Below are 25,235 nucleotides of genomic sequence, written 5' to 3'. Positions count from 1 at the left end.
TGAAAAAACAATTGACGCACAAATGTTTTTTCACGATAAAAGACATTATATGTAAACAGACGCGTGTCAATCCGCGCATCCCCAGGAACAGACCCAGGAAACTGCCCGTGAACGCCTCGAACAGCATTCTTCTGTCCCCCGCCGACAATGTCGCGGTCGCCAATGGCCGCATCGAGATCGGCACCCCTCTGCCCGGCGGCGCCGTCGCCACGGCCTTGATCGAGCCCGGCCACAAGGTGGCGATCAAGCCTATCGCCGCCGGCGAGGCGGTGGTCAAGTATGCCCAGGCCATCGGCCGCGCCACCCAGGACATCGCGCCCGGCGACCACGTCCATTCGCACAATCTGGTCTTCGAGTCCGGCCGTCTGCCGGTCGTGCCGCCGAGCGAAGCGGAGCATGCCACCGAAGCTGACCGCGCCCGGACATTCATGGGCTATCGTCGCGCCGATGGCCGCGCCGGCACGCGCAACTTCATCGGCATCATCGCCAGCGTCAATTGCTCGGCCACCGTCTGCCACGCCATTGCCGACGAGGCCAACCGCGTGCTGTTGCCGAAATATCCGGGGATCGACGGCTTCGTCCCGATCGTCCATGGCCAGGGCTGCGGCATGAGCGGCACCGGCGACGGCATGATGGTGCTACACCGCACGCTCGCCGGTTACACCCGCCATCCGAATTTCGGCGGCGCGTTGATGGTCGGCCTCGGCTGCGAGGTCAACCAGCTCACCCTTTACGGCCAGAAGGGTGCGGCGGCGGGAAAACGCCATTTCAACATCCAGGACGCCGGCGGTTCGCGCAAATCGGTCGCAAAGGCGATGGGCGTGCTCGCCGAAATCGCCGAGGAAGTCGGCCAGTATCAGCGCGAGCCGATCCCGGTCTCGGAGATCGTCGTCGGCCTGCAATGCGGCGGTTCCGACGGCATGTCGGGCATCACCGCCAATCCCGCGCTGGGAGCGGCGGTCGACATCCTGGCCGGCGTCGGCGGCATCGGCATCCTGTCGGAGACGACGGAGATCTATGGCGCCGAACATCTGCTCGCCTATCGCGCGGCAACGCCGGAGATCGCCAAGAAGCTCGACGGTTTCGTCAAATGGTGGGAGGACCATGTCGCCAAGCACGGCGCCTCGATCGACAACAACCCCTCGCCCGGCAACAAGCGCGGTGGCCTGACCACCATCCTGGAAAAGTCGCTGGGCGCCGTGGCCAAAGGCGGCCAGACTCCGCTCAACGGCGTCTTCGGTTATGCCGAAAAGGTCACCGGCAGTGGCCTGGTGTTCATGGACACGCCCGGTTACGACCCGGTCTCGGCGACCGGTCAGGTGGCGGGCGGCGCCAACATCATCGTCTTCACCACCGGCCGCGGCTCCTGCTTCGGCTGCCGGCCCACGCCGTCGATCAAGGTCGCCACCAACTCGACCATGTACCACCAGATGGAAGAGGACATGGACGTCAATTGCGGCGTCATCGCTTCGGGTGAGAAGACCATCGCCGGCATGGGCCGGGAACTCTTCGAACTCATCGTCGAGACGGCATCGGGCCGCAAGACCAAGAGCGAGGCGTTCGGCTACGGCGACAACGAGTTCGTGCCGTGGCACCTCGGCGCGACGCTCTAACCACCGACGAAAAAAGCGGGCTGCAAAGACGGCTCACAAGGGGAGGCTGTGGATGGACAAACGCCGCATCGGCACGACTGCGCTCGAGGTCACTGAGATAAGCTTCGGCGGGGCGGCGATCGGCGGGCTCTACCGGGCCTGTCCGCGCGAAGCGGCGATGGAGACGCTGCAGACAGCCTGGGATGCCGGCCTGCGCTATTTCGACACCGCGCCCTTCTATGGCTTCGGCCTGTCGGAGCGGCGGACCGGCGACTTCCTGCGCTACAAGCCGCGGGATTCCTATGTGCTGTCGACCAAGGTCGGCCGCCTGTTCCGCCCGGTGCCGGAAGACCAGGTTCCCGATCATTCCTATGTCGACCCGCTGCCTTTCGCGCTCGACTACGACTACTCCTATGACGGCATCATGCGCTCGGTCGAGTTCTCCTATGCGCGGCTCGGGCTGAACCGGATAGACATCCTGTTTGTGCACGACATCGGCACCTACACACATGGCGTCGAGAAGACGAAGCTGCACTTTCGCCAGCTGATGGACGGCGGCTTGAAGGCGCTGGACGAGCTTAAAACGTCGGGTGTAATTTCCGCCTATGGGCTCGGCGTCAACGAGGTGCAGATCTGCCTCGACGTGCTGCGCGAAGCACCGCTCGACTGCATCCTGCTGGCCAGCCGCTATTCGCTGCTCGACCGCTCGGCTGAAGCCGAGTTGCTGCCGCTGTGTCGTGAGCGACAGACTTCGCTGATCATCGGCGGCGTCTTCAACTCGGGCATCCTGGCGACCGGACCGGTGCACGGTGCGCATTTCGACTATCTGCCGGCGACGCAGGACATACTCGAGCGTGTCGGCGCGATGGAGAAAATCGCTGATGAGGGCGGATATCCGCTGGCGGCGGCTGCATTGCAGTTTCCGCTTCAGGAGCCTGTCGTGGCCAGCGTGCTGACCGGAACGGCCAAGCCCGCCAACCTGACGCGCAACCTCGACCTGTTCGACGTCCAGGTGCCGCAAGCGGAATTCGCCCGCTACGCACCCTACACCATCGTGCAGGAGCTCGGCTGACGAAACGCCACGTTCACGCGGCTCTCAAGAAAGAATGAATATTCCATATTGACTAGACAGTGGAATTAATATTCCATGACGATCAAGGAGGCCCGGGAGCGTCTGGGCGTGGCACTGAGGATCGGCAGGAAGGTTTCCCCGCCAAGCCATGCGCAGGCCGATATGAAACACCGCTTGCGTCGGCCGGACCGATGCACTATCAAAAAGCGGCAACTGTTTTTTATTGATAAAGTTCTGTTGGGCCGCGCCTATCCAAATGGAGCTTCCGTAACCTTCACCGGGCGATCTAGGGAGGATTCCTAATGAAATTCGTGACCAGCATTCTCAACCGCCGCTCACTGATGGCACTAGCTGCCGCCTCGATGCTTGCCGGCACGCTGCACACGGCGCCGGCTTCGGCGGCGGACGTGACCATTCCGATCATCGTCAAGGACACCACGTCCTTCTACTGGCAGATCGTCCTGGCCGGCGCCCGCAAGGCCGGCAAGGATCTCGGCGTCAACGTACCCGAACTCGGCGCCCAGGCTGAAACCGACGTCAACGGCCAGGTCTCGATCCTCGAGAATGCCGTCGCCGGCAACCCGGCCGCGATCGTCATCGCGCCGACCGAATTCAAGGCGCTCGGCAAGCCGATCGATGAAGCGGCCAGCAAGGTCAAGGTCATCGGCATCGACTCCGGCGCCGACTCCAAGGCGTTCACCTCGTTCCTGACCACCGACAATGTGCAGGGCGGACGCGTCGCCGCTGACGGTCTTGCAGCAGCCATCGGCGAAGCCAATGGCGGCAAGATCGAGGGCGACGTCGCCCTGATCACCAACGCGCCGGGCGCCGGTTCGCTGGAGCAGCGCAAGCAGGGCTTCACCGAGCAGCTGGCCGCGAAATATCCGGGGCTGAAGCTCGTCGCCGACAAATATGCCGACGGCCAGGCAACGACCGGTCTCAACATCGCCACCGACCTGATCACCGCCAACCCGAACCTCAAGGGCATCTTCGCGTCCAACCTGATCATGGCGCAGGGCGTCGGTCAGGCAGTCGCCGAGAACAACCTTGGCGGCAAGCTGGCGCTGGTCGGCTTCGACAGCGATGAGAAGCTGATCAAGTTCCTCAATGACGGCGTCATTTCCGCGCTCGTCGTCCAGGATCCGTACCGGATGGGCTATGACGGCATCAAGACCGCGCTCGCCGCCTCGAAGGGCGAGAAGGTCGAGGCCAATGTCGACACCGGCGCCAACCTGGTGACCAAGGCAAACATGAAAGACCCCAAGATCGACGCCCTGCTCAACCCGAAGCTCTGAGCCCGTCAGGCAAAAATCGTTTCCGGGGCCTCGCGCCCCGGAAACATTCGATACCGGCTTGAATATCCACCGGCTTGAATTACCTCGGCGATGTGGCTGACTGCATCGCGACGTGCCAACCGTAAGGCCAACCTGGGAGGATTGTCATGACGCCCACGGCGCAGGAACTGCACCCGGCCCCAACGCTAGCGCCCGGCAGGACGATCCTCGAACTGCACGGGCTGGAAAAGCGCTATCCCGGCACGCATGCGCTGAAGCCCGTTCACCTTGCCTTCAAGGCAGGTGAGATCCACGCCATCGTCGGCGAGAACGGCGCCGGCAAATCCACCCTGATCAAGCTTCTGACCGGCGTCATGCCGCGCACCTCCGGCGATGTCATCTGGGAGGGCAAACCGGCAGCGCTGGCAACCCCGCACGAGGCGATGGCGCTGGGCATCAACGCCGTGCATCAGGAGGTCGTGCTCTGTCGCCATCTCACCGTCGCCGCCAACATGTTCCTCGGCGAGGAGAATTCGCGCTTCGGCATCCTGCAGCAGCGCGCCATGGTCAAGGAAGCGCAGAAGATCATCGACGGTCTCGGCTTCGACCTGCCGGCGCATGTCATGCTGGGTGACCTCACCATCGGCCAGCAGCAGCTGATCGCCGCCGCCCGCGCCACCGTGCGCGGCACCAAATTCCTCATCTTCGACGAGCCGACCGCCTATCTCACCCGCAAGGAAGCCGACCAGCTGTTCACGCTGATCCGCAGGCTCAAGGGCGAAGGCGTCACCATCATCTACATCAGCCATCGCATGGAAGAGGTGTTCGAGCTCGCCGATCGCGTCTCGGTGCTGCGCGACGGCACGCTGGTCGGCACCCGCAACATTGCCGAGACCAATGACGCCGAGCTGGTCAAGATGATGATCAACCGCTCGATCGAGCAAGTCTACCACAAGGAGCATTTCACCCCCGGTGCCGTGATCGCCGAAACCAGAAACCTGTCGGGCAAGGGCTTCGAAGACGTCTCGATGTCGGTGCGCGCCGGCGAGATCGTCGGGCTCTATGGCCTGATCGGCGCCGGGCGGAGCGAGTTCGTCACCACGCTCTATGGCCGCCACAAGAAGTCGGCCGGACAGGTCCTTTGGCAAGGCAAGCCGGTCCACATCAATTCCGAGCACGACGCGATCAAGCTCGGCATGGCGCTGGCGCCGGAAAGCCGCCGCGACCAGGGTCTGTGCCTGAACCTGCCGGTCGGCCTCAACCTCAACCTGCCGATCTACAAGCGCATCTCCAGCAACATGCTGATCTCCGGTGCGAAGGAAAAGGCCGAGGCCGATCGCCAGATCGCCGGCCTCCGCATTAAGACGCCGACGCGCGGCGCACTGGCCTCCAGCCTGTCCGGCGGCAACCAGCAGAAGATCGTCATCGGCAAATGGCTGGCGCACGGCGCTAAGCTGTTCATCTTCGACGAGCCTACGGTCGGCGTCGATGTCGGCACCAAGGCCGAGATCTACCGCCTGTTCGGGGAACTGTTGTCCAAGGGCGCCGGCATCATCCTGATCTCGTCCTATCTGCCCGAGGTTTACGAGCTCGCCGATACGCTGCACGTGTTCCGGCGCGGCAAACTGGTCGCCAGCCATGGCTTTCGCGCCGCTAGCCACGAAGACGTGCTGACGCAGGCGATCGGCTGACAAAACAAGAAACGGGAGGAACCATGAGCATCGAAACCGTCGCGATCGAAAAACCGAAACGGAACTACAACGTCCTGTTCGGGCTGACGCTTCTGGCGTTGCTGGTTCTGCTCTGGATCGTGCTGTCGGTGGCGACGCCGAGCTTCGCCTCCTCCAACAACATCGCCAATCTTTTGCGGCAGGGCTCGATGATCGCCATTATGGCGGTCGGCCAGACCTTCGTCATCATCACCGGCGGCATCGACCTCTCGGTCGGCGCCGTGGTCGGCTTCGCCACCGTCATTGTCGCCATGATGATCAATGCCGGCTTCCCGATCTGGGTCGCCATTCTGGTGACGCTGCTGGTCGGCGTTGCCATCGGCCTGTTCCATGGCTTCGGCATCGTCAAGATGGGCCTGCCGCCCTTCATCATCACGCTGGCGACGCTGACCTCGTTGCGCGGCATCGGCCTGTTGATGACCAACGGCAATTCGATCAACATCAACAGCGACAGCTTCACCGCGTTCTCGCGCAGTTCCTTTGTCGGCATCCCCAATCTGTTCTGGATGGTGATCCTGGTCGGTATCCCGGCCTACATCTTCCTGCACCACAGCCGCTGGGGCCGCTATCTCTTCTCCGTGGGATCCAATGCCGAGGCCTCGCGCCTCTCGGGCGTCAATGTCCAGCGCACCATCTACATGGCCTACACGCTGTCGGGCCTATGCGCGGCCTTCGTCGGCGTGCTGCTGGCGGCGCGCATCGGCATCGGCAACCCTACCCAGGCGGAAGGTTGGGAGTTGCAGGCGATCGCCTCATCGGTGATCGGCGGCACTTCGCTGTTCGGCGCCGTCGGCTCGGTGCATGGCCCGCTGCTCGGCGCCTTCATCCTGGCCACCATCAACAACGGCGCCAATCTGCTCAACGTCAACTCGTTCTGGCAGCGCATCATCACCGGCGCGCTGATCATAATCATCGTCTATTTCGACGGGCTGCGCCGTCGCGGCAAGTAATTCTCCCTGACCTTCCGTGTCGGTCCGCTCAACAACGGACCGGCGCCTTTTTGAACACTGGAATTGCCGAATGAAAGCTGTTGTCTGCCGCTCGCCCGGCGAGCTTGTCCTGGAAGACCGGCCGGCGCCAGGAGCGCCGCCTGCCGGCTGGGCGCTGGTCGCCGTCAGCCATGTCGGCATCTGCGGCACCGACTACCACATCTTCGAAGGCAAGCATCCGTTCCTCGCCTATCCCCGCATCATGGGCCACGAAGTGTCGGGCACCGTCGTCGAGACCGGCGAAGATGTCGACCTTGCCGTGGGCGAGCCCGTCATCATCAATCCCTATCTCGCTTGCGGAAAATGCATCGCCTGCCGACACGGCAAGCCGAATTGCTGCGTCAGGATCGAAGTGCTTGGCGTGCATCGCGACGGCGCCATGGCCGAGCAGATCCTGGTGCCGGCACGGAATCTTTATCCGGCAAACGGCTTATCGCTGGCCGATGCGGCGGCGGTGGAATTCCTCGCCATCGGCGCGCATGCCGTGCGGCGCGCTCGCGCCGAACCAGGCGCCCGCACGCTGGTCATCGGCGCCGGGCCGATCGGCCTTGGCGCAGCGCTGTTTGCGCGCATCGCCGGGCTCGATGTCAGCCTGCTCGACATGAGCACGGAGCGGCTGGATTTTGCAAAAGGCGAACTCGGCTTCGCCACGCTCGACGGCTCACAAAAAGCGGCAGCCGAACTGGTGCGCGAGGCAACCGGCGGCGAAGGGTTCGACATCGTCTTCGACGCCACCGGCAACACCGCCTCGGTGCAGTCGGCCTTCGCACATGTCGCGCATGGTGGCACGCTCGTGCTGGTCAGTGTCGTCAAGGACGACATCGTCTTTTCCGACCCGGAATTCCACAAGCGGGAAATGACATTGATCGGCAGCCGCAACGCGCTGAAAGTCGATTTCGACCACGTCGCCGCCTCGATCCGCAACGGCGCCGTGCCTCTGGCAAAACTCGTCACCCACCGCACCACGCTGGCCGGCACGCCGGATGATCTCGCCCGCTGGGCGCATGAGAAATCGGGGTTGATCAAGGCTGTGATCGAGGTGGGGTAAGACATCCGAAAAATTTGGTGGAGCGATAAGTGCCGAGTTAAGGCAGATCGCATACCTCGGCGATTTGCGAAAAGGCCCGTCGCTTCCTCATCCACGGGCGGAGCAAGGAGCGAAGCGACGCGGCGCAGACCCGAGGATTCATTCGGTGACGTCTGCGCTAGAATCCAGCGGTGCAAAAGAGGCGTCCATTCGCATCTCCTACCTGCACCGCTGCGGCGCGCGACAGTCGCGGCATGGGTCCTCGAGTCTCCGCGTCCGCTGCGCCCGTGGATGAGGGAAGTGAGCGGCTAAGCCGCCCGCTTCCACCCATCCCTGATATGCCTGTATCCCTCGCGATAAACTGCCTCCGGCGTCTCGGAAAAATCCCGCCACACCTTGGTCGCCGCCGCCAGATCCTTCAGCGACCTGCCAAACGCCTCGATCGTCAGCCAGTCGTCATAGCCGCTCTTGCGGATGGCCGCGAAAGTCTCTTTCCACGGAATGTTCCCGCGTCCCGGCACGCCGCGATCGTTCTCCGAAATGTGGATGTGCACGACATTCCTGCGGTGCTTCATGTAGGCGCCGATCGGGTCGGCTTCCTCGATATTGGCGTGGAAGGTGTCGTACATCGCCTTGATGTGCGGCCGGTCGATGGCATCGACGTGCTCGGACAGATCGGCCATCGTGTTCAGCAGATAGCACTCGAAACGGTTGAGCGCCTCCAACCCGATGGTAACGTTCCGCTTGCCGGCATGATCGCCAATGGCGCGCTGCGAGGCGATCGAGCGCTTCTTCTCGGCAGCGGTCGGCCCGCTGCCGGAGAAGGCGCCGAGCGTCGAATGCAGCGGCCCGCTCAGCGTACTCGCGCCGAGCGCCTGGGCGCAATCGATCGCCCATTTCATGTAGCCGATGCCGGCCTTGCGGGTCGCGGCATCCGGCGAAATCAGATTCATCGCCGGGTCGCCCATCGCCGTAACAGCCGTGCGCTCCAACCCGATGCGGTCGAGCAGATCGCCAAGGTTCTTGTAGTCCTCTGGCGTGCCTGAGAAGATCGGTATCTCGACGCCGTCGAAGCCGGTCGCCTTGATGTCGCGCAGCAACGGCTCGTGTTTCTTAGACACGGAAGTCGTCCACAAAAACATGCACATGCCGATTTTCATCGACAGCCCCTCCCCGTTTGACGGCGCGCGCTGGTTTCTTTCGCACCTCGCACCATGCGCCCTCATTCGGCCGCTTAGCGGCCACCTTCTCCCCGAAGGGAGAAGAGACTTGGCGCCGGCGCTACCTAAAGTTTCGTCCACGCCCCGTTCTTCTTCGACGACTTCACGCAGGCCTCGATGAACGCCATACCTTCGACGCCGTCCTGGATGGTCGGGAACACCACGTCCTTGCCCGGTCTGCCGCCCTTCTTGCGTGCCGCGCGGATCGCGCGCGCCGCCTCCTGGTAGATGTTGGCGAAGCCTTCGAGATAGCCTTCCGGATGGCCAGACGGAACGCGGCTGACGCGTCCCGCAACCGGCAGCGCGCCGGCGCCGTTGCGGGTGAGCAGCTGCTTGGGCTGGCCGAACGGCGTGTACCAGAGATAGTTCGGATCGGCCTGCACCCATTCCAGCCCGCCTTTAGAGCCATAGATGCGCAGCTTCAGCCCGTTCTCGTGGCCCGGCGCCACCTGGCTCGCCCAGATCATGCCCTTGGCCGGATGCACCTTGCCGACCGGCTTGAAGCGCAGCATGACGTTGACATTGTCGTCGAGCAGCCGCCCCGGCACGAAAGCGTCGAGATCGGCCGACAGGGAATCGAGCTCCAGACCCGAGACGAAGCGCGCCAGATTGTAGGCATGCGTGCCGATGTCGCCGAGCGCGCCGCCCGCGCCCGCCTGCTTGGGGTCGGAGCGCCACGCCGCCTGCTTCTGGCCGGTGGCGGCAAGATCCTCGGTCAGCCAGTCCTGCGGGTACTCGGACTGAACGATGCGGATGTCGCCAAGCTGCCCCTTGGCCACCATCTCGCGCGCCTGCCGGATCATCGGATAGGCAGTGTAATTGTGCGTCAGCACGAACACCTTGCCGGTCTTTTCAACCACGGCCGCGAGCTTCTTGGCCTCGGCCAAAGTCGTCGCCAGCGGCTTGTCGCAGATGACGTGGATGCCGGCCTCGAGAAACGCTTTGGCCGCCGGCACGTGCACATTGTTGGGGGTGACGATCGCCACCGCTTCGATGCCGTCCGGGCGCGTGGCCTCGGCCTTGGCCATCTCGGCATAGGAGGCGTAGCTGCGCGCCGGGTCGAGACCGAGTTCGGCGGCGGAAGCCTTGGCGCGCTCGGGATTGGCCGACAGGGCGCCGGCCACCAGCACGAAGTCATTGTCCATGCGCGCCGCGATCCGGTGCACCGCGCCGATGAAGGCGCCTTGGCCGCCGCCAACCATGCCATAGCGGATCGGGCCGCCTCCCGCTTCCGACTTCGATGCGCCGACCATGTCTTTCTCCTGCTTGTCTCAAATACCCATCATGGCGCGCAGCATCTTCTTGTCGGTGGTGCCGCCGGCGAAATCATCAAAGGCCTTTTCCGTCACCCGGATAATGTGGTGCTGGATGAAGGGCGCGCCTTCGGCCGCGCCGTCCTCCGGATGCTTGAGGCAACACTCCCACTCCAGCACCGCCCAGGAATCGTAGCCATACTGGGTAAGCTTGGAGAAGATGCCGCCGAAATCGACCTGCCCGTCGCCAAGCGAGCGGAATCGCCCCGCGCGATTGGTCCAGCTCTGATAGCCGGAATAGACGCCTTGCCGCCCCGTCGGATTGAACTCGGCATCCTTGGCATGGAAGGCCTTGATCCGCTCGTGATAGATGTCGATGAATTCGAGATAGTCGAGCTGCTGCAAAAGGAAATGCGATGGGTCGTAGTTGATGTTGCAGCGCTTGTGGCCGCCAACCGCATCGAGGAACATTTCGAAGGTGGCGCCGTCGAAGATGTCCTCGCCGGGATGGATCTCATAGCCGACGTCGACGCCGTTCTCGTCATAGACGTCGAGGATCGGCTTCCAGCGCTTGCCGAGTTCGGCAAAGGCCTCCTCGATCAGCCCGGCCGGCCGCTGTGGCCAGGGATAGAGATACGGGAAGGCCAGAGCGCCGGAAAACGTCACCGAGGTTTTCAGGCCAAGATTCTTCGAGGCCTTGGCGCCGAACTCCATCTGTTCGACCGCCCATTTCTGCCTGGCCTTGGGGTTGTTGTGCACCGCAGGCGGTGCAAAGCCGTCGAACTGGGCATCATAGGCCGGGTGCACCGCCACCAGCTGCCCTTGAAGATGCGTCGACAGTTCGGTGATCTCGACGCCGGCATCCGCGCAGATGCCTTTCACCTCGTCGCAATAGGTCTTGGAAGATGCCGCCTTCTTGAGGTCGAACAGGCGTGCATCCCAGGTCGGGATCTGCACGCCCTTGTAACCGAGACCGGCCGCCCATTTGGTGATCGAGCCCAGCGAATTGAACGGCGCGGTATCCCCCGCGAACTGCGCCAGAAACAGCCCCGGACCCTTCATTGTCGACGGCATCGGCATCCTCCCAATTCATTTTTCCAAGGACCAAGCATAGCGCCTGATGAAAGCAGGGCCAGCCTCTTTGGTCTCTTGCGATGTGCATTCTCGTATCGGCATTCTGGTATTACCAAATACCGAAAATGGGTCAAGCCATTTGACTCGCGCGCAAAGCTGCCAGGGCATTCCATTTTTGGCGATATATACCAGCATAATCAATACGGTACACAGATGCCGGTATCGCATGGCGGCGGTTCTTGCCGCGCGACAAAAATTGCTGTAGACCTCCATTAGGGCCCAATTGGTCGAACCAGTTGCGCAAAAACGCTGGAGCGCCTTGGGGAGGAAACACGCGACGCGCCTTGTGGGGCGCATCGCAGGCGAACTGGCACAGACGAATTCTGGGAAGGATAGACCATGCATCTTTCGACGCACAACTGGATGCGCGCGGAACCGTTGGAGGTGACGCTGAAGCGCATCAAGAAATTCGGCTACGAGTCGATCGAGATTTCCGGCGAGCCCGAGCAATACAAGACCAAGGAGACCCGCGCGCTGCTGAAAGAGTACGGCATCCGCTGCTGGGGGTCGGTGACGCTGATGCTGGGCGAACGCAACCTTGCCGCCAGGGACCAGGGCCAGCGCGAACGCTCGGTGCAGTACGTCAAGGACGTGCTGACCATGGTCAGCGAACTTGATGGCGAGATCATAACGCTGGTGCCCGCGACCGTCGGCAAAGTGGTACCGGACGGCACCGAGGAAGAGGAATGGAAGTGGGTGGTCGACGCCACCCGCGAATGCTTCACCCATGCCAAGAAGGTCGGCGTCAAGATCGCGGTCGAGCCGCTCAACCGCTTCGAGACCTATCTGTTCAACCGCGGCGCGCAGGCGTTGGCCCTGGCCGATGCGGTCAGCCCCGAATGCGGCGTCTGCCTCGACGCCTATCACATCCATATGGAAGAATTTAACGTCCATGACGCGATCCGTCAGGTCGGCAAACGGCTGTTCGACTTCCACGTTGCCGACAACAACCGCTTTGCCGCCGGCCTTGGCCAGATTGATTGGCCACGGATCGTGCAGACGCTGAAGGAAGTCGGCTATGACGGCGCGCTGACGAACGAATTTGTCGCGCCAGTCGACCGCACACCCGCCGCGCCCTATCCCGACATGGTCGAGCGCAATCCGGTCGACATTTCTCCCGAACAGCTGAAGTTCATCCAGGATCACGGCTCCAGCGTGCTGACGGAGAAATTCTACACCGACCAGATGCGCATCACGGCCGAAACGCTGCTGCCGCTGATCAAGTAGCCGATCGGGATGCGCATCAAAACGGTCCAGGCGTGGTGGGTCCGCGTGCCGATTGAGGCCGCGAAGCAGCATCGCAGCGACTTTGGCCAGGTGACGACGTTCGACGCCGCCATCCTGCGCATTGAGACTGACGACGGGCTGATCGGCTGGGGCGAGGGCAAGAACGCCGCCGGCAGCGCCGGCAGCTATGGTGCGCTGGTCTACATGCTGAATCACGAGGTCGGGCCGCAGCTGATCGGCCGCGACCCCGCCGACATCGGCATGATCTGGGAGTTGCTCTACAACGGCGTGCGCCATGACAGTGCCGCGCGCGCCGGCCATGCCATGCCGCAGCTGGCGCGGCGCGGCATGAGCATTGCGGCAATCAGCGCCGTCGATATCGCGCTCTGGGATATTCTGGGCAAGTCGTTGGGACAGCCGGTGTGGCGGCTCATCGGCGGCCGCAAGCTCGACCGCATGCCGGCCTACGCCTCCGGCGGCTGGGCTGCCGCCGACGCTATCGGCGAGCAGCTCAAATCCTACATCGCCAAAGGCGGCTTCAAGGCGCTGAAGATGCGCGTCGGCGCCATGGACGGCGCCCCGCACATTTCCGCCGCCCGCGTCCGCGCCGCACGGCAGGCGCTCGGTCCTGACGTCGAGTTGATGGTCGACGCGCACGGCACCTATACGGTGGCCGAGGCCAAGCGCTTCATCAGCCTGGCCAGCGATCTCGACCTCGCCTGGTTCGAGGAGCCTGTTATCGCCGACGACAAGGCTGGTATGGCCGAGGTGCGCGCCTCGGGTTCGATCCCGATCGCCACCGGCGAAAGCGAAGCGACGCGCTACGCCTTCCGCGATCTCGCGGTGCTGAAATCCGCCGACATCTTCCAGCCGGATCCGGCCTTTTGCGGCGGTATCAGCGAGGCGATGAAGATCGGCACCATCGCCAGTGCCTTCAATCTGCGCTTTGCCCCGCATCTGTGGGCCGGCGCGCCATGCTTCTTCGCCGGCCTGCATGTTTGTGCGGCCTCGCCTGCCAGTTTTACCGTCGAATATTCGCTCGGCGCCAACCCCATGATCCACGATCTTATCGAAGAGACTGTCGAAGCAAGGGACGGTATGATAGCGATCCCTGAAAAGCCGGGTCTGGGATTCACCATTTCGGAGCGGTTCCTGGAGGCGCACGCGCAACGCGGTTGACGATGAAAGAAAAGAACCTTCTCGCCGAACTCGCCGCCTATCTGTTCGCCCATTCGGACAAGGAGAGCGGCCGCACGCCCTCGGAGCGCGAGCTGGCGGAGCATTTCGGTGTCAGCCGCGGCCAGATCCGCGAGGCGCTGGCCATTCTGGAGGCCATGCGCATCGTCGAGCGCCGCGCCAAATCCGGCATCTATGTCGACACCAGGCAGGCCAGTGTAGAAGCCTTGGCTCTTTTCGCCCGCGCGGGCCTGCCGCTCGATCCGGTGCAGATCTACGAGACCGTCGAACTGCGCAAGATCCACGAGATCAAGGCCGCCGAACTTGCCTGTTCGCGTGCCACCGAAGAGAATTTCGAACGCCTGCGGGAGATCCTGAAAGCCTCGGAGGAGTGCATCGCCGCCGGCGAAGGCCTCGCCAAGGAAGACCGCGAATTCCACCTCGAAATCGTGCGGGCGACCAAGAACGGCGTCTTCCACAATATCTGCAGCGTCTATTACCTGATGGGCGAGCAGCGGCTGCCGATCTACTTCAACGATCCCGAGCGCTCAGTGCGCTCGCATGCCGAGCATATCCAGATCTACGAGGCGCTGCTGCGTCGCGACGGCAATCTCGCCCAGGCGCTGATGAGCGCCCACCTGCAAGGCGCGGAAAGCTACTGGAAGGGGATCATCGAGGGCCGCGAGGCGCAAGCGCAAAGCCTGGCATTTGAGAAAGCCTAGAGCAATTCCAGGAAAAGTGTGAAACGGTTTTCCCGGGAAAGCGCGCAGCGCTTTCGCTTGCGACAAACACGAGAGCCCCATGCCCAGAATCCTGTCGACGCACACGCTGCATCCGCGTGCCTCCGCAATGCTGGCGGGCGCCGGTGAACTCGTCGTCGCCTCAGCGCTCGATGCGGCAACGCTGACCGCCGAGGCGAAGCATGCCGACGTCATCATCGTTCGCGCACCGCTGCCGCCGTCGCTGTTCGAAAACGCCACGAAACTCAGAGCAGCGGTCCGCCACGGTGCCGGGCTCGACATGGTGCCCATGGAGGCCGCGGCCGCGGCCGGCGTGCTGGTCGCCAACGTGCCGGCGGTCAATGCGCGTTCGGTCGCTGAATATGTGATGTTCGCGGCCCTTGCCCTGCTTCGGCGCTTCCGTTCGGTCGACCGCGACTTGCGCGCCAAGGGCTGGAATGCCGGCCGCGACCACGCCAGCCATGCCAGCGAGCTTGCCGGCAAGACCATCGGCATCATCGGCTTCGGCGCCATCGGTCAGGCGGTCGCCCATATCGCCGCGCACGGCTTCGGCCTCGACGTCGTGGCGACGACCCGCAGCATGCAGCCGGCACCCGACAGGATCGGCTTCCTGTCGATCGATGCGCTGATCGAACAGAGCGACATCATCGTGCTCTGCTGCCCGCTGACGCCGGAAACGCGCGGCCTGATCAGCCGCGAACGCATTGCCCGCATGAAGCCGGACGCGCTTTTGATCAACATTTCGCGCGGACCGGTGATCGACGACGAGGCGCTGATCGAGGCCTTGCGCCAAGACCGGATCGGCGGCGCCGCACTCGACGTCTTTGCCACGCAGCCGCTGCCGGCAAACCATCCCTATTTCGGTTTCGACAATGTTATCGTCACCCCGCATATGGCGGGGATTACCGAGCAATCGATGATGCGCATGGGCGTGGGCGCGGCCGGCGAGACCTTGCTGGTGCTGGCCAACCGGCTGCCTGTCAATCTGCGCAATCCCGACGTGGTCGAGCATTACCGCAGACGGTTCCCGGCGGACGCGTGAACCATGTCCGGTTTTCGCTTCGCATCTCTGGTTCTCGCAGTGTCGTCGATCGTGGCCTTACCTTCGCTCGCGGCGGCACAAAGCAGCGATTATGTCTATTGCAGCAATGGGATCGTCTGCATGATGGCGCCCTGCCCGTCAGGCAATGCGCTGGATCTGACCACCGGCAATGTCGTTAAAGGCGTGGAGCTCAACACTACGGAATTGCCGCCGCTGGACAGATCGGCACCTGACCTCTCCGACAAGCTTTATGCTGGAAAACTCGTCGTCCGAGGATCGATCCAGCATCGCGGCCAGCCGAACGATCCGCCGATGCTGGTCGTTACCAAAATCGAACGCTCCTCCAAGAAAAGCGAGCGCAAGCGCTGCGCGGCACGTTGACTGCCGACCTACGGCTCGCTGCCTATCGGAGCAGCCGCTCGACTTCAGCCGCGATGCGCAGCAGATGGTGGTCGTGGCCATTGCGCGCCACCAGCATCAGTCCGGCCGGCAGCGTCATGCCGGGCATCGGCAGCGAGATCGCGCAGAGGTCGAACTGGTTGGCGACCTGGGTATTGCGCAGCAGCAGACCTTCGGTGCGTTCACGCAGAGCCGTATCCTCGGCCATCGAAACGATAGTCGGCGCTGTCACCGGCGTGGTCGGCAGAGCCAGCACATCGACCGAACCCAACCGCTCGTCCATGGCTATGCACAGTGCCGCGCGACGACGCATTGCCCTGATATAAACCGGCGTCGGTATGGCCGCCGCCCGCGACAGCGGCCCGCTGACATGGGGATCGACCGGCACCGATGCGCCCGTCGCCAGCCAGTCGGCATGGATTTCAGCACCTTCCATTGCCGCGATCGAGCCGCGTTTGGTGGCCAGGCGCAGATCGGCAATGAGGTCGTCGATCGAAATGTCCGTGAGCCACGCGCCTGCCTGCTCGATCCCGGCAAGGCTGCGATCGAACGCGGCGGCAATCTCCGTTTCCGTGTCTTCGAAAAGCAGGCCGCGCGGAATGCCGACACGAAGCCCGGCAAGCGCTAACGGCAGGTGCAGTTGCGGCATCTGCTCGCCCGTCATCGCGGCGTCAGCCAGGGCACACGCAGCAACACTCAGCGCCAGCGGCCCGATCGAATCCAGCGTCGCGGAAAGGGGATAGGCACCAGTCAGCGGCACGCGCCGCGCCGTCGGCTTGAAACCGACGACGCCGTTCAGCGATGCCGGGATGCGCACCGACCCGCCGGTGTCGGAGCCGATGGAAATGTCGCTCGTCCCCTCGCCAACGGACACGGCGGCGCCCGACGACGAACCGCCTGGAATGCGGCTGGTGTCGGCGGCATTGCCCGGTGTGCCGTAGTGCATGTTGTCGCCGATAGCGGTGAAGGCGAATTCGGTCATGTTGGTCTTGCCGATGATGACGGCGCCGGCCTGGCGCAGACGGCTGACGACCGCAGCGTCGTGCCGACGGGGCGCGGTGTCCCTCAGCATCAGCGACCCGGCCGTGGTCGGCTCGCCGGCGACATCGAACAGATCCTTGATCGACACGATGGTGCCGTCGAGCGGCCCGAGCGATACGCCGGCCTTCTTGCGCGCATCGGTGGCCTCGGCCGCTGCGCGCGCCGCCTCGGCATAGAGTTTGGTGAACACCTTCTCGCCTGCCGCGCAACTGGCAAGACGTGACAGGATGATCTCGAGACGATCGCGGATTGATTGCATGTCGATGTCGGATTCCGTCAAGGTGGAGCGTCTTTAAGGCATATGGGCCGCTAGGTCAGCGGAAGGAATAGCCCGGACAGCGTGCCTTTGCACCTGCCAGCGATAGGAAGGGACTGATGCTATACAAAGGCAGCTGCCACTGCGGCAAGGTAGCGTTCGAATTCAAAGCCGAACTGACCGGCGCCGTGCGGTGCAATTGTTCGATGTGCAGGCGCAAGGGCGTGCTGTTATGCGCCATCCCGCATGACAGCCTGAAGGTGCTCGCATGGGGCGATGATCTCGGCACCTATACGTTCAACAATCACGTATTGGCGCATCGCTTCTGCCGGACCTGCGGCATCCATCCCTTCGCCGAGGATGTCAGTCAGGGCAACGAACGCAGCGCCTACGTCAACCTTAACTGCGTTGCGGATATCGATGCTGCCGGTCTGTCGATTTTCGACTTCGATGGCCGCTCGGTCTAAGCTTACCGGTAACCCGCGGCATCGGCAGGTTTGCCGGCGTCCTGTACCTCCGGAACATAGCGCCAGGCGTCCGGGCGTGAGCCGTCGAGATCGGTAAAACCATAAATCTGCGCCAACCCACCGCTGGACAGCGACTGGCCGTTCCAGCGCGCACGATCCGGATCCGCCGCAAGCGACGCGACCGCGCGGCCGACAAAGCGCGGCGTTTCGGAAATGACGAAATGCGGCACGTTGGCGGTGGCGTCGCGCCAATTGTCTTCGGTGACGCCAAACGCCTCCAGCATCATTTCGGAACGCAGCCAGCCGGGCGTCAGCGACACCGAGGTGGCGCCATGCGCAGCAAGATCTTTGGCGTGTGCCCATGCCATGCGGTTCACCGCGACCTTGGCGAGATCGTAGAACGGCGACAGCCGATAGTGATCGGCATTGTACTCGGCGGTGCCGTCAGTGACCTCGACCAGCAGCCCGCCCGGCCGCTCGATCATCAGCGGCAGCGCTTGATGCGCGGTGATCAGATGCGTGTCGATGCCGAGCCGCAACAGGCGCAGGCCGTTTTCCAGATTGTGGTCCCAGACCGGCTTATTCCACTCGAACAGCTTTTCGCCGCCCCAGATATCGTTGACCAGAATGTCGAGCCGACCCTGTTCGGCCCGGATGCGCTCGACCAGACTGCGCACATCATCAGTCACCATATGATCGACTTGCACGGCAATGCCCTTGCCGCCATGCGAACAAACCAGCTCCGCCGTCTCCTCGATGGTTTCGGGCCGGGCATAGTCGGATTGCTGGCTGCGTGTGGTGCGCCCGGTGACATAGACGGTGGCGCCGGCGGCGCCGAGTTCAACCGCGATCCCCCGCCCGGCACCACGCGTGGCGCCGGCGACCAGGGCGACCTTTCCTTGCAACGTCATGGTAGTCTCCAACCGAATCTATCGACCAAACCGATCTGGCTTACGCCGCTCGCATTATATATAAATGATCATTCGGTTATATTGAGATGTCAAGGTGACGCGACCAAAAACCAAATCCGACGAGCAGGTGCTGGAAGCCGCGTTGGGATTGATTCACGAACATGGACCCGAGGCGCTCACCTTCGAGCGGCTGGCAAAGGCGTGCGGCCTCTCTGGCGCAACACTGGTGCAGCGTTTCGGCAACAAGGCGCAGCTGAAGCAGCGCACCTTGCTGCAAGCGTGGGATGGCCTCGATGCCAAGACGAGGGAACTCGCAGCCACCGTTCCCAAAACGCCGGCCGGCGCGATCGAATTGCTGGTGGGGCTGTCGCAGGGCTACGGCGGCATCGAAGCCTACGCCGAGGGCCTGCTCGTCCTGCGCGAGGATCTGCGCGACCCCGTGCTCAGGGCGCGAGGCGCCGCCTGGAAAGCGTTCCTGAGCGAGGCCCTTGCGGCTTGCTTGGCCGGAACGCCCGACACCCCGCGCGACATCGGCCTGCTGATGGCATCGCATTGGCAGGGCTCACTGCTGTGGTGGAGTTTTGACCCGACGATCGAGGTGGCCACCTATGTCGAGGAAAGCCTCAAGTGCTTCGTTGCAGCCATCACCAAAACAGCGGCCCGAAAACCGTGATGGGCCGCTGCGCAAGCTGGGAGTGGATGTAGTCTAAATTAGCTGGCGTGCCGCAAGCTCACGCCGCTGCCCTTGTCGAACAGCACCACCTTGTCCTGGTTCCAGGCAAAGCGCACCGGCTGCTCGATCTGGACATCGGTTCTGGCCGGCACCGTGGCGCGTAGCGTCGTGTCGCCGACCCGCAGAGTCAGGATCTTTTCCACGCCATGGTTCTCGACATCGTGGACGCGTGCCTCGACCGGCGCACCGCTTTCAAGATACACATCCTCAGGTCGAATACCGAAGACGAGCGGGCGACCGTCGGTCGCACCGCCCGCCTTGGCACCCCCAGAGAAAGGCAGTTCGAAATTCAGCGGCGCCATCACCGCGCGGCCGTTGACCAGCTTGCCATCGATCAGGTTCATCGGCGGCGAGCCGACGAAGCTCGCCACATAGGTATCGCGCGGATTGTTATAGATCTCGTGCGGCGTGCCGGTCTGGATGATGCGGCCATGGTTGAGCACGCCCACCTTGTCGCCCATCGACATCGCCTCGATCTGGTCGTGGGTGACGAACAGGAAGGTGGCGCCAAGCTGGATCTGCAGGTTCTTCAGTTCCGTGCGCAGCGCCTCGCGCAGTTTGGCGTCGAGCGCCGACAGCGGTTCGTCCATCAGGAACACGCGCGGCTTGCGCACGATGGCGCGCCCGATAGAGACGCGCTGCATTTCGCCGCCTGAAAGGCGGTCGGTCTTGCGGTCGAGCAGATGCTCGATCCGCAGTGTCTTGGCCGCTCGTGCAACACGGTCCTTGATCTCGGCATCCGGCAGCCGACGTATCTTCGGCTTCAGCGGGAATTCGAGATTTTCGCGGACCGTATAGCGCGGATAGAGCGAATATTGCTGAAGCACCAGCGCCACGTCGCGCTCGGCCGCACCCCAGTCGGCGACGTCGACGCCGTCGATGAACACCTGACCCTCGGTCGGCTTTTCCAGACCCGCGATCATGCGCAGCGTCGTCGTCTTGCCGGCGCCGGTCTCGCCGAGCAGCACGAAGAACTCGCCATCGGCGATCTCGAGATCGAGCCCGGTCAGTGCGGTGTGGTTGCCGAAGCTCTTGGAAATATTCTTGAGCTGGATATGAGCCATCAGAGCCTCACCTCAAGCGACTTGCCGCTTGCCGTGTCGAAGAAATGTGCCTGCGTCGGATCGATCCTGGCGAAAACCTTTTCGCCCGGGCCGCCGACGAAGCCGCTCTTGGTGCGCGCGCGCAGCATCTTGGAGCCGACCTTGAGATCGACAATGTCGAACGAGCCGAGCGGCTCGACGATCTGTGTCTCGACCGGCACGAAACCCTCCGCCGCTTCATGGCGCACCAGCACGCCTTCCGGCCGGATGCCGAGCGCCAGCTGGCCGCCGGCATGGCCGTTGAGCTTGGACAAAAGCGCGCGCGGGAATTCGAAGCCGGCGGCAGCGCCACCGAGGGTGACCGAGGCCGCCGAAGCGGTCTCGGCGATCGCCGCGTCGGCGACGTTCATCACCGGGCTGCCGACGAACTGCGCCACGAACAGATTGGCCGGATGCGAATAGACCTCGTCGGGCGAACCGACCTGCTGCAGCACGCCCTCATGCATGATCACGATGCGGTCGGCGAGGCTCATCGCCTCGATCTGGTCGTGCGTGACATAGATGGTGGTCGAGCCCTGTTTGATGTGCAGCCGCTTGATCTCGGCCCGCATCTCTTCGCGCAGCTTGGCGTCGAGGGCGCCGATCGGCTCGTCCATCAGCATCGCCTTCGGCCGCCGCACCAGAGCCCGGCCGATGGCCACACGCTGCATGTCGCCGCCCGACAGCGCCGACGGCTTCTTGGCCAGCAGTTCCGTGATCTGCAGCGTCTTGGCGACCGAGCGCACCTCGCTATCGATCTCGGCCTTGCTCTTGCGCGTCGCGCGCAAGGGAAAAGCAATGTTCTCATAGACGCTCATATGCGGGTAGAGCGAGAACGATTGGAACACCATGGCGATGTCGCGGTCGGCGGCCTTGAGGTGTTGCACCGGCTTGCCGTCGATGAGGATGTCACCGCCGTCGATCGTCTCCAGCCCGGCAACCGCCCTCAATGTCGTCGTCTTGCCGCAACCCGACTGACCGAGCAGCACGATGAACTCGTTGTCGTCGATCTTGAGGTTGAGGTCCTTGATGACCTGGACCGCACCGAAGAATTTCTGGACGCCGCGAAGCTCAATCTGGGTCAATGCTCTGCTCCCGGATTGCGCACCTGGCCGGTACCGGCCTTCTCCGCCGGCGCGATCTTCGAGGTGATGTTGAAGCCGATCAGGCCGATCAGGGTGATGGTCACGCCATAGCTGTGCAGCAGCAGGTTCCACGGCTGGCAAAGCGCGATGATGCCGAGGACCATCAGCACCTGAGACCCCGGTTCGAGATATTTCTGGTTGATGGCTCGAAAGCTCATTTGCGGATCGCTCCGAAGGACATGCCGCGCAGCAAATGGTTGCGGAGCAGGAAGGTGAAGATTGCGACCGGCAGCAGGAACAGGAAGGTTCCGGCGGCGATCACCGTCCAGTCGGGCAGGCCGGCGCCGACCTGGCTGGGGATGAAGGGCGGCGCCGTCTGGGCGCGGCGGTTGGTCATGATCAGCGCGAAAGCATACTCGTTCCACGCCGTGATGAAGCAGAAAACCGCGGTCGCGGCGATGCCGGTGGCGGCCTCCGGCAGCACGATCTTGAAGAAGGCTTCCATGCGGGTGTAGCCGTCGACCAGCGCTGCCTCTTCATACTCCTTCGGGATCTCGTCCATGAACCCCTTCATCAGCCACACCGAAAAGGACAGGTTGAAGGCGGTATAAAGGATGATCAGCCCGATATGGGAATCGTTGAGGCCGACGGCCCGGTACATCAGGAACATCGGGATCGCGACCACCACCGGCGGCAGCATGCGCGTCGACAGGATGAAGAAGAGCAGATCCGCCTCCCCCTTCACCTTGAAGCGCGAGAAGCCGTAGGCGGTGAAGGTACCCATGCCGACAGCCAGCACCGTCGAGGTGATGGCAATGATCAGCGAGTTCATGAAGCGGCTCGGATAGCCCGACCATTGCACCTGGCCCTTGCCGTCGCGCACGATCTTTTCACCGCCATCGAAGACGACACGTTCCCACCAGGGTGCCGCCGCATACTCTTCCGGCGACGGCGGGTTGCGCATTTGCGAGCGCTTGGTGAACAGCTTGACGAAGGGCGAAATCTCCGGCTGGAACACCACCGTGGGCGGGATGGTCGTGGCAAGGTTGCGCGGCTTGAACGCCGTCGAGGCGATCCAGTAGATCGGCGCCAGGAAGATGATCGTCACCAAAAGGACGGCGACGATGGCGACGCGATTGAAGCCGATTTCGGAAGAAGTGCGGACGGCGGCCATCTCAGCGCTCCTTCACCTTGTTGAGGTACTTGACGTAGATGTTGGTGATGGCCAGCACCATGATCAGCACGATGTAGGCGAGCGCGCAGGAGCGCCCGGTCTGCCATTCCTGGAACGCCATCTTGTACAGCCGGATAGAGATCAGCTCGGCCGTCGGCTGGCTGGTCAGGATATAGGCGAGGTCGAAGGTCTTGAACGCTTCCATGGTGCGGAAGATGACCGCGATCATCAGGATCGGCGCGACCAGCGGCAGCGTGATGCGGAAGAAGGTGTAGAACGGTCCGGCGCGGTCGATCGCCGCTGCTTCGTAGAGATGCTTCGGCACCGCTGAAAGGCCGGCCAGCGACAACAGCATGACAAAGGGCGACCACATCCAGATGTCGGTCAGCGCAACCGCATAGAGCGCCATCTTGGGATCGGCCAGCCACTCGAAATTGCCGAGGCCAAGCGCATAGTTGATGACCCCCCATGACGGATCATAGAGCAGTTTCCAGAACAGACCGACGACGGCCATCGACAGCATCATCGGCAGCAGAAGCAGCGTTGTGATGAGACCCTTGAGGGGAATATCCCGGTTGAGCAGCATGGCCACGCCGAAGCCGACGAGCAGCTGACCCGCGACCGAGATGATGACGTACTTCGCGGTGATGGCGAAGTTGGACCAGACATAGGGATCGTTGAGCAGATCGCGATAATTCTGCAGCCCGACGAAATTCGCCGGCGCGTTGGTCGACGCGCGGAAATCGGTGAAGGAATAGCCCAGCGAATAGATCAGTGGGAAAATATTGAAGACGATCAGGAACAGGATCGTCGGGATTATGAAGAGGTTGCGGATCGACATGTCGCTCAAGCCGCGTGCAGCGGCCCGCGAGGAAGTGTCCAGCGTGGTGATCATCGTGGTCGCCAAGACCCTGCTCCCGTTTCGGAAAAAAAGAACGGAGGAGGCACGGATGCCTCCTCCGCGAGAAAAGCTGCTTATTGGCCGCGGCCGTATTTCTTGAACGTCGCGTTCCAGTCGCCTGCGAGCGCGTCCAGCGTTTCCTTGGCGGTGCCTTCGCCGCCGATCATGTAGGGATAGACGCGCTGGTTGAGCTGCTGCAGCAGCTCGGCATATTCCGGCACCGCNGCCTTCGCCGCCGATCATGTAGGGATAGACGCGCTGGTTGAGCTGCTGCAGCAGCTCGGCATATTCCGGCACCGCCCAGAAGTCCTTCACCTTGAACATGGTCTCGTAGAAGGCCTTGTTGTACGGCGTGGCGTTCTGGAATTCCTCCGACTTGAGCACGGCGGCGCTGCAGGTGTAGCCGCCGAGCGCCGCCCACTTCTTCTGGGTCTCGTCCTTGATGAACCATTCAAGGAACTTCGTCGCCTCTTCCTGCTTCTTGGAGTAGGAGACGATGGAGATGCCCTGACCGCCGAGTGCGGCGAACTGATCGCCGTTCGGGCCTGGAGGATTGGCGAAGAAGCCGGTGTTCTTGGCGTTCGGGTTCGACGCCTCGTTGATCAGCGAGGGGAAGAACGCGAAGTAGTTCATGCTCATCGCGGCCAGGTTTTCGGTGATCGCCTGGTTGTCCTCGACGAAGAACGACTTGGCCCAGCCCGGAGGCGTGAACGTGTAGAGTTCCTTGTAGGCGTCGAGTGCGGCGATTGCCTTGTCGGAGTTGATGAAACCGTCGACCTTGTAGGTCTTGTAGTCACCCAGTTCGCCGCCGAAGGAGAACAGCGCGTTTTCGAAGCCCATCGCCATCGCGTCATAGGAATTGTCGGTGTAGATGGCGATGCCGTATCGCTTCTGATCCGGCCGATAGAAGAACTCCGCGATGTCGCGCAGCGCCTTGAAATCCTTCGGCACGTCGAGATCGTAGCCGTATTTGGCCTTGAAGGCTTCCTTTTCCTTCGGGTCCTCGAACCAGTCCTTGCGATAGGACCAGCCGACAGCGTCGCCTTCGAGCGGGATCGCCCAGTACTTGCTGCTGCCGCCCGGATACTCGGCGTAATATTTCACCGTTGCCGGCGCCATCACTTCGCCAAGCTTGTGCTTGTTGAAGAAGTCGGTCAGGTCGACATAGTGGCCGCCGGTCGAGCCGGCGCCGAGCCATTGCGAGTCGCCGACGACCATATCATAGGCGTCGCCATGGGCGTTGAACTCGGTGAAAGCCTTGGTCTGGAAGTCGGACCAGGGCGTGGTTTCCACCGTGATCTTGACGCCGGTTTCCTTCTCGTACTCGTTGCCGAGTTCCTGCAGATAATTGGCCGGATCCCATTCCGCCCAAAAGATGGTGAGCTCCTTGTCCTGCGCGTAGACGGACGTTCCGCAGGCAAGTACTAAGCCGATACCAGCAAGCAGGCTGGTCATTGTCTTGCGCATAATGATTTCCTCCCTTGTGCGCATTCTACCTTGTCATGCTAGCCGGCGGTGAAGCCGGCCTGGTAGTTCCTCCCGAGATCGCACCTTTCCGGTTCCAAGCCTCCTCGCTTTGCCGGAAACTGGATCGCAGCTCTCACTTTCGATCCGCTTTTCTGTCCTGATCTGGTATTACCAATTTTAGATAGCCGTCAAGCTCTTTCTTGGACCACCACCGGACCTTGTATAACCGGATTCTTCATGTAT

23 protein-coding genes and 1 pseudogene are annotated in these 25,235 nt (G+C 62.8%); 13 read left to right on the top strand and 11 right to left on the bottom strand.

The window, feature by feature from the left end:
- Positions 1-107: 107 nt before the first annotated feature.
- From X750_RS156555 to X750_RS156585, 6 genes are all read left to right on the top strand, one after another.
- Positions 108-1,613 (top strand): altronate dehydratase family protein, encoded by a 1,506-nt coding sequence (locus X750_RS156555; protein ID WP_023728563.1) that lies wholly within the window; start codon positions 108-110, stop codon positions 1,611-1,613.
- Positions 1,614-1,665: 52 nt separating this feature from the next.
- Positions 1,666-2,664 carry an aldo/keto reductase gene (locus X750_RS156560; protein WP_023735134.1) on the top strand — a complete coding sequence of 333 codons (999 nt, stop codon included), beginning with the start codon at positions 1,666-1,668 and terminating at the stop codon, positions 2,662-2,664.
- Positions 2,665-2,966: 302 nt separating this feature from the next.
- On the top strand, positions 2,967-3,959 hold the full coding sequence (locus X750_RS156570) for an ABC transporter substrate-binding protein (protein ID WP_023669816.1): 993 nt from the start codon (positions 2,967-2,969) through the stop codon (positions 3,957-3,959).
- 146 nt (positions 3,960-4,105) lie between these two features.
- The gene (locus X750_RS156575) at positions 4,106-5,629 is read left to right on the top strand and encodes a sugar ABC transporter ATP-binding protein (RefSeq protein ID WP_031242713.1); all 1,524 of its coding nucleotides are present in this window, start codon (positions 4,106-4,108) and stop codon (positions 5,627-5,629) included.
- 23 nt (positions 5,630-5,652) lie between these two features.
- Positions 5,653-6,618 carry an ABC transporter permease gene (locus X750_RS156580; protein WP_023683015.1) on the top strand — a complete coding sequence of 322 codons (966 nt, stop codon included), beginning with the start codon at positions 5,653-5,655 and terminating at the stop codon, positions 6,616-6,618.
- A 70-nt stretch (positions 6,619-6,688) separates the two neighbouring features.
- Positions 6,689-7,705, top strand: a complete 1,017-nt coding sequence (locus X750_RS156585) for a zinc-binding alcohol dehydrogenase family protein (RefSeq protein ID WP_023686620.1) — start codon at positions 6,689-6,691, stop codon at positions 7,703-7,705.
- A 287-nt stretch (positions 7,706-7,992) separates the two neighbouring features.
- Here the strand turns inward: X750_RS156585 and X750_RS156590 are convergent, their stop codons facing one another.
- The 3 genes from X750_RS156590 to X750_RS156600 form a co-directional block, all read right to left on the bottom strand.
- Entirely contained in the window at positions 7,993-8,844 is an 852-nt protein-coding gene (locus X750_RS156590) for a sugar phosphate isomerase/epimerase (RefSeq protein ID WP_023683013.1), read from the bottom strand.
- A gap of 125 nt (positions 8,845-8,969) precedes the next feature.
- On the bottom strand, positions 8,970-10,157 hold the full coding sequence (locus X750_RS156595) for a Gfo/Idh/MocA family oxidoreductase (protein ID WP_023747015.1): 1,188 nt from the start codon (positions 10,155-10,157) through the stop codon (positions 8,970-8,972).
- Between the two features lie 18 nt (positions 10,158-10,175).
- A complete protein-coding gene (locus tag X750_RS156600) occupies positions 10,176-11,231 on the bottom strand; it encodes a sugar phosphate isomerase/epimerase (RefSeq protein WP_023747014.1) in 1,056 nt (351 codons plus the stop codon).
- 399 nt (positions 11,232-11,630) lie between these two features.
- Between X750_RS156600 and X750_RS156605 the strand changes: the two genes are divergently transcribed.
- From X750_RS156605 to X750_RS156625, 5 genes are all read left to right on the top strand, one after another.
- The gene (locus tag X750_RS156605) at positions 11,631-12,518 is read left to right on the top strand and encodes a sugar phosphate isomerase/epimerase (RefSeq protein ID WP_023692016.1); all 888 of its coding nucleotides are present in this window, start codon (positions 11,631-11,633) and stop codon (positions 12,516-12,518) included.
- 9 nt (positions 12,519-12,527) lie between these two features.
- Complete coding sequence (locus X750_RS156610; protein ID WP_023747013.1) at positions 12,528-13,697, top strand: mandelate racemase/muconate lactonizing enzyme family protein; 1,170 nt, start codon at positions 12,528-12,530, stop codon at positions 13,695-13,697.
- Between the two features lie 2 nt (positions 13,698-13,699).
- A complete protein-coding gene (locus tag X750_RS156615; RefSeq protein WP_023683008.1) occupies positions 13,700-14,416 on the top strand; it encodes a FadR/GntR family transcriptional regulator in 717 nt (238 codons plus the stop codon).
- 79 nt (positions 14,417-14,495) lie between these two features.
- Positions 14,496-15,476, top strand: coding sequence for an NAD(P)-dependent oxidoreductase (locus X750_RS156620; RefSeq protein ID WP_023686626.1), 981 nt, complete (start codon positions 14,496-14,498; stop codon positions 15,474-15,476).
- A 3-nt stretch (positions 15,477-15,479) separates the two neighbouring features.
- Complete coding sequence (locus tag X750_RS156625; protein ID WP_023692018.1) at positions 15,480-15,857, top strand: hypothetical protein; 378 nt, start codon at positions 15,480-15,482, stop codon at positions 15,855-15,857.
- Positions 15,858-15,879: 22 nt separating this feature from the next.
- On the opposite strand, the gene X750_RS156630 is transcribed toward X750_RS156625, so the two are convergent.
- Entirely contained in the window at positions 15,880-17,175 is a 1,296-nt protein-coding gene (locus X750_RS156630; RefSeq protein WP_023747012.1) for an amidase, read from the bottom strand.
- A gap of 116 nt (positions 17,176-17,291) precedes the next feature.
- On the opposite strand from X750_RS156630, the gene X750_RS156635 reads away from it, so the two are divergent.
- Positions 17,292-17,639, top strand: a complete 348-nt coding sequence (locus tag X750_RS156635; RefSeq protein WP_023747011.1) for a GFA family protein — start codon at positions 17,292-17,294, stop codon at positions 17,637-17,639.
- A 2-nt stretch (positions 17,640-17,641) separates the two neighbouring features.
- Here X750_RS156635 and X750_RS156640 read toward each other — a convergent pair whose 3' ends face one another.
- Positions 17,642-18,550, bottom strand: a complete 909-nt coding sequence (locus X750_RS156640; protein WP_023747010.1) for an SDR family oxidoreductase — start codon at positions 18,548-18,550, stop codon at positions 17,642-17,644.
- A gap of 94 nt (positions 18,551-18,644) precedes the next feature.
- Between X750_RS156640 and X750_RS156645 the strand changes: the two genes are divergently transcribed.
- Complete coding sequence (locus tag X750_RS156645; RefSeq protein ID WP_023692022.1) at positions 18,645-19,223, top strand: TetR/AcrR family transcriptional regulator; 579 nt, start codon at positions 18,645-18,647, stop codon at positions 19,221-19,223.
- A 38-nt stretch (positions 19,224-19,261) separates the two neighbouring features.
- On the opposite strand, the gene X750_RS156650 is transcribed toward X750_RS156645, so the two are convergent.
- The 6 genes and pseudogenes from X750_RS156650 to X750_RS01000000162745 form a co-directional block, all read right to left on the bottom strand.
- Positions 19,262-20,347: an ABC transporter ATP-binding protein gene (locus X750_RS156650; protein WP_023669844.1), complete on the bottom strand. Its 1,086-nt coding sequence runs from the start codon at positions 20,345-20,347 to the stop codon at positions 19,262-19,264.
- On the bottom strand, positions 20,347-21,450 hold the full coding sequence (locus X750_RS156655; protein WP_023747009.1) for an ABC transporter ATP-binding protein: 1,104 nt from the start codon (positions 21,448-21,450) through the stop codon (positions 20,347-20,349). The genes X750_RS156650 and X750_RS156655 overlap by 1 nt, the downstream gene beginning before the upstream one ends.
- Positions 21,447-21,668, bottom strand: coding sequence for a hypothetical protein (locus X750_RS156660; protein ID WP_023704247.1), 222 nt, complete (start codon positions 21,666-21,668; stop codon positions 21,447-21,449). The genes X750_RS156655 and X750_RS156660 overlap by 4 nt, the downstream gene beginning before the upstream one ends.
- A complete protein-coding gene (locus X750_RS156665; RefSeq protein WP_023682998.1) occupies positions 21,665-22,624 on the bottom strand; it encodes a carbohydrate ABC transporter permease in 960 nt (319 codons plus the stop codon). Before X750_RS156665 ends, X750_RS156660 begins: the two co-directional genes overlap by 4 nt.
- Position 22,625: 1 nt before the next feature.
- On the bottom strand, positions 22,626-23,531 hold the full coding sequence (locus X750_RS156670) for a sugar ABC transporter permease (RefSeq protein ID WP_023682997.1): 906 nt from the start codon (positions 23,529-23,531) through the stop codon (positions 22,626-22,628).
- 68 nt (positions 23,532-23,599) lie between these two features.
- Positions 23,600-24,992: pseudogene (locus X750_RS01000000162745) on the bottom strand (extracellular solute-binding protein).
- Positions 24,993-25,235 lie beyond the last annotated feature (243 nt).

This window comes from Mesorhizobium sp. LNJC391B00 (genome assembly GCF_000502535.1).
GTDB lineage: Bacteria > Pseudomonadota > Alphaproteobacteria > Rhizobiales > Rhizobiaceae > Mesorhizobium.
This window is presented reverse-complemented; position numbering and strand designations above follow the sequence as displayed.

Bases quoted from the DNA above. Each gene is read 5' to 3' on its own strand.
- X750_RS156560 (WP_023735134.1), top strand. From the start codon at position 1,666: ATGGACAAACGCCGCATCGGCACGACTGCGCTCGAGGTCACTGAGATA.
- X750_RS156640 (WP_023747010.1), bottom strand. From the start codon at position 18,550: ATGACGTTGCAAGGAAAGGTCGCCCTGGTCGCCGGCGCCACGCGTGGT.
- X750_RS156625 (WP_023692018.1), top strand. From the start codon at position 15,480: ATGTCCGGTTTTCGCTTCGCATCTCTGGTTCTCGCAGTGTCGTCGATC.
- X750_RS156570 (WP_023669816.1), top strand. From the start codon at position 2,967: ATGAAATTCGTGACCAGCATTCTCAACCGCCGCTCACTGATGGCACTA.
- X750_RS156600 (WP_023747014.1), bottom strand. From the start codon at position 11,231: ATGCCGTCGACAATGAAGGGTCCGGGGCTGTTTCTGGCGCAGTTCGCG.
- X750_RS156650 (WP_023669844.1), bottom strand. From the start codon at position 20,347: ATGGCTCATATCCAGCTCAAGAATATTTCCAAGAGCTTCGGCAACCAC.
- X750_RS156605 (WP_023692016.1), top strand. From the start codon at position 11,631: ATGCATCTTTCGACGCACAACTGGATGCGCGCGGAACCGTTGGAGGTG.
- X750_RS156635 (WP_023747011.1), top strand. From the start codon at position 17,292: ATGCTATACAAAGGCAGCTGCCACTGCGGCAAGGTAGCGTTCGAATTC.
- X750_RS156630 (WP_023747012.1), bottom strand. From the start codon at position 17,175: ATGCAATCAATCCGCGATCGTCTCGAGATCATCCTGTCACGTCTTGCC.
- X750_RS156615 (WP_023683008.1), top strand. From the start codon at position 13,700: ATGAAAGAAAAGAACCTTCTCGCCGAACTCGCCGCCTATCTGTTCGCC.
- X750_RS156610 (WP_023747013.1), top strand. From the start codon at position 12,528: ATGCGCATCAAAACGGTCCAGGCGTGGTGGGTCCGCGTGCCGATTGAG.
- X750_RS156595 (WP_023747015.1), bottom strand. From the start codon at position 10,157: ATGGTCGGCGCATCGAAGTCGGAAGCGGGAGGCGGCCCGATCCGCTAT.
- X750_RS156585 (WP_023686620.1), top strand. From the start codon at position 6,689: ATGAAAGCTGTTGTCTGCCGCTCGCCCGGCGAGCTTGTCCTGGAAGAC.
- X750_RS156660 (WP_023704247.1), bottom strand. From the start codon at position 21,668: ATGAGCTTTCGAGCCATCAACCAGAAATATCTCGAACCGGGGTCTCAG.
- X750_RS156665 (WP_023682998.1), bottom strand. From the start codon at position 22,624: ATGGCCGCCGTCCGCACTTCTTCCGAAATCGGCTTCAATCGCGTCGCC.
- X750_RS156590 (WP_023683013.1), bottom strand. From the start codon at position 8,844: ATGAAAATCGGCATGTGCATGTTTTTGTGGACGACTTCCGTGTCTAAG.
- X750_RS156580 (WP_023683015.1), top strand. From the start codon at position 5,653: ATGAGCATCGAAACCGTCGCGATCGAAAAACCGAAACGGAACTACAAC.
- X750_RS156620 (WP_023686626.1), top strand. From the start codon at position 14,496: ATGCCCAGAATCCTGTCGACGCACACGCTGCATCCGCGTGCCTCCGCA.
- X750_RS156575 (WP_031242713.1), top strand. From the start codon at position 4,106: ATGACGCCCACGGCGCAGGAACTGCACCCGGCCCCAACGCTAGCGCCC.